This window comes from Neoroseomonas eburnea (assembly GCF_018129005.1).
Classification (GTDB): Bacteria; Pseudomonadota; Alphaproteobacteria; order Acetobacterales; family Acetobacteraceae; genus Neoroseomonas; species Neoroseomonas eburnea.
This window is the reverse complement of sequence record NZ_JAAEDL010000070.1, coordinates 1-3,284: the sequence shown is the minus strand read 5'-3', so window position 1 is coordinate 3,284 and position 3,284 is coordinate 1. Positions and strand designations below refer to the sequence as shown.

The following is a 3,284-nucleotide window of genomic DNA, read 5'->3' as shown; positions in this document are numbered from 1 at the left end:
CTGGCGCCTGAGGATACTCGCCTTCGCCATCATGGCATTTCGCACCGCGCGCTCAGTGGCGTCGAACAACCGTTGAGCTTTGCGGTACCCGACGCCGTGCAGCTTCATCAGCCACACGATGCAGTAGTTGAGGTCGCTCGCGCGCCAAGCTTCCTGCTTTCGTGACGGTCGGACCTTCTTCCGAACACCGCTCCGGGCCTTCTTCGCCTGGGCGGGCTTCGCATTCGACATCTCGTGCCGGGTCTCGAAATAGGCGCGCTGAGCCCGCTCCAAGCGGCGCGCTCGTTCGTAGTCCATGCGAGCCATGTCAGGCGCCCTCGCCCGGACGCGTACACGTCACCACGCCCCATTTCGATGTGCCCTTCGGGTCAGGCTCTCTCCGGAGGATGCGGCTATCGCGCGCCGTTCCCGCGACAACTGCCAGCCCCTCCGGCAAGGCGTCGGTGATTCGGCTGTACGACGTCGCCCCTCGTCCAAGGCGAAGTCGCGTGATGAGGCCACTGACCGTCAGGCACTCGCCCGGGTGCATCGCCTTGGCGATGTCGATGCGTATGGCGTCATACTGTTCCGCTTGGAGGCACTGCGGCAAGACTGGGTTTGGCACCACGACCAGTCCATGCTCCTGTCCTCGACCGGGGCGCAGAGGCAGTTCGACCGACTGGGTGAGGAAGCCATAGCTTTGCCCGTCTTCCGCGTCCTTCTGCTTACGCACGTGAACCGTCAGGTTGCCGGTGCTCTCGGATCGTTCGACCTCCAAGGACGTATCCACGTCGCCGAGCAGTCGGTTTGATCCTCGCATTCCGCGAGCCCGGTCTTTGCCCGTGTGATGGATCAGCATGACCGAACTCTTGAACTCCCGCCGAAGTCGGTCTGCGGCGTCGATCACCTGCCCCATTTCGAGCGCGCTGTTCTCGTCGCCGCCCACCATGCTCCGCGCGAGCGTATCGAAGACGATCAGCCCGATAGGAAAGGAGCCTTTCGATTCCTCGGCGCGCAAAGCCTCAATGAGAAGGCTGACCGTCTCAGGATGTCGTAGGTTGATCGTCGCGGGAATCAACCGGAAGCGGTTCGAAGCCCCGGCGACGTGATGATACTGCTCCCAAGCCTGAATGCGCCTTCCAAGGCCAGCAGCGCCTTCGGCCGCGACGTAGGCAACCCCTACCGGGGCAGGCGTTGTCGCTCCCCAAGGAACGCCATGCGCGATGGACAGTCCGATGTGGAGCGCAAGAAAGGACTTCAGGGAACGCGGAGGACCATAGACGACGGACAGCGTGTCGCGGACGATCAGACCTTCGATCAACCACTCTGGCGGCGGGAGCGAAACAGCCTCCTGGGTCGTCAACACCGGCAGGCGAGCGTTGGCTCGGGCGTCCTGCTTGTTTGTGGCGGGACGCGTTTCGGGCGCCGACCCGTCGGTCCCTCCACGTGCTCGCCCGACAGCGTAGCTGCACTTCCGGAGAAACTCATCGACGCCGCGCCCGGGCCGACTCAGGTCCACATGCCTCTCGTATTGCGGCCAGGCGGCCTCGAAGAGTTCGCTTTCGCTCGGAACGCGACCAGTTTGGTTCTGAAGGTCGTTCAGAACCGCCCAGATCGTGTTGCGCATGTACTCTTCGCGACCGTCCTGGATGAGCGTCGCGCCATCCCCCGACGGAATGCTGGAACTGGATCGCTGCGTGGATTTCGCGGCTTGTGGCACCTTGGGGGCGACGATGAAATCCACCCACCTGTGGGGCAGGGGCGGAGCGTCAATATCGCCGGGACTGAGGCCATCGCCCCAGCGATACAACCCTCCGCTCAGGTGGACCGATGGAGGCGCGATGTTGATTCCGCCGTCGCCCCGGACGTCGAAGCCGTCGTCGAGATCTTTACGGGTAGGGACGTGAATCCCAGGGTGAGCGAAGAACAGGTGAACACCACCGCCTGGTGTTTCGACGCTCGGGCCAGCGGGGAGCGGACCGAATTCCCGTTCCAGACGCTCAAGAGTGCCCAAACCGCGAGGGCCGTCGAAATCGAGCACGATGGTGTTCGAAATCGCGCCTTGAACGAGCGCAACGTTGTATTTCTCGTTACCCGAGAATTCCCGTTGAAGGTCCACCTCATTGGGGCGATGGGCCTGATGTGCGCGCCACGCACGTATCGGATGCTTCCCCGCTGATTTCCCACAGGTCGGGCTGCCGCACGAGCAGGAGACGGTTCCGTGATGGTCTGGAACAGGGTAGTGGGCGGGCAGCGGCGTCCAGCCAAGACGGTGGTATGCCAACGCCCAGTCGACGTTGGCGGTCGCGATGTCGGGTTCGGGTTGTGGGACCTCCGAGGGGAGGTAGGGTGTTTCAGACATGGGCATCCTCGTTCTCTGGATGCCCTCCATTCACCGCATGCGGCGGGTCGTCGTCCAAATGAGACATCGAACAGCCGCAAATCGGCGTTCGATTTCACCGTCCGATTTCACGGCCTCGATTTGTGGCCTCGCCGTCTTCGTAGGTACGCAGGGAGCTTCTCGAAAGCCTCCTTGGCGCGGCGGACTGGCACGTCGAAAATGCGCCGCGCGTCGGCAATAAGGGCTTCGCGCTTGGGTGGCTGACCCGTCCGGCGGAGTGTGTTCTCGGCCTCCTCGGTCATCCACGTTTCGACCGACGCGACCGACGCCGGTGTCTTTGCCTGCGGGGTTTCCACCGCTGAGCGTCGAACCTTCGGCGACAGGCGGCCTCGCGCCGCCGCGACGACGCGCCACTCATCTGGCGTGAAGGTCCTCACCGAACGGAAGGAATGCTCCACGGTCCCCGCCGTCATCCTGGCGAGACCCCGGAGGACGTCGAACTCCAACTCGCTGATGTCCCCAGGCTCGAACCGCACATAGGTCGCGTCTGGTCCGCGCTGAGATGGCTTCCCGGCCATAACGAGGTCGCCGCGACGGACTGCATCTAGGACTGGCCGCACAAGGGCGCGCAACTCGACGCTGTCCAACGACCTGTCGCCCACCTTCGACAGCAACCCGAACATCGAAGGACTGCATCGGCTATGCGCTGCAACATGCAGAGGCATGCCTGCAAACAAGTCAGCGGGCTCTGCGCCGTCCGGCCCTGTCACCCGCTTAGGCCGAAAGTCTTCGGCCTTCGGCATCCAGTCAACGAAGTTTACCCGGACTTCGTCACCTTTGGCCGCTAGGACCAAGAACCAGGTCGTATCGGGTATGGGCCACATCACCGAGACAATGCTGTCTAGATCGTCGTCCATAAGTCCACATTGAGAGATGGGGCCAGCGATGTTGAGCCGATAGCATA

At 63.1% G+C, this 3,284-nt stretch carries 3 protein-coding genes; all 3 read right to left on the bottom strand.

What is annotated here, in order from left to right:
* Window positions 1-297 (bottom strand): hypothetical protein (locus tag GXW74_RS27630; protein ID WP_211850128.1); only part of this gene is annotated, 297 nt, incomplete at its 3' end.
* Window positions 298-307: 10 nt separating this feature from the next.
* The gene (locus GXW74_RS27625; RefSeq protein WP_211850126.1) at window positions 308-2,341 is read right to left on the bottom strand and encodes an AAA family ATPase; all 2,034 of its coding nucleotides are present in this window, start codon (window positions 2,339-2,341) and stop codon (window positions 308-310) included.
* 107 nt (window positions 2,342-2,448) lie between these two features.
* A partial coding sequence (locus tag GXW74_RS27620) for a hypothetical protein (protein WP_211850123.1) occupies window positions 2,449-3,284 on the bottom strand: 836 nt, incomplete at its 5' end.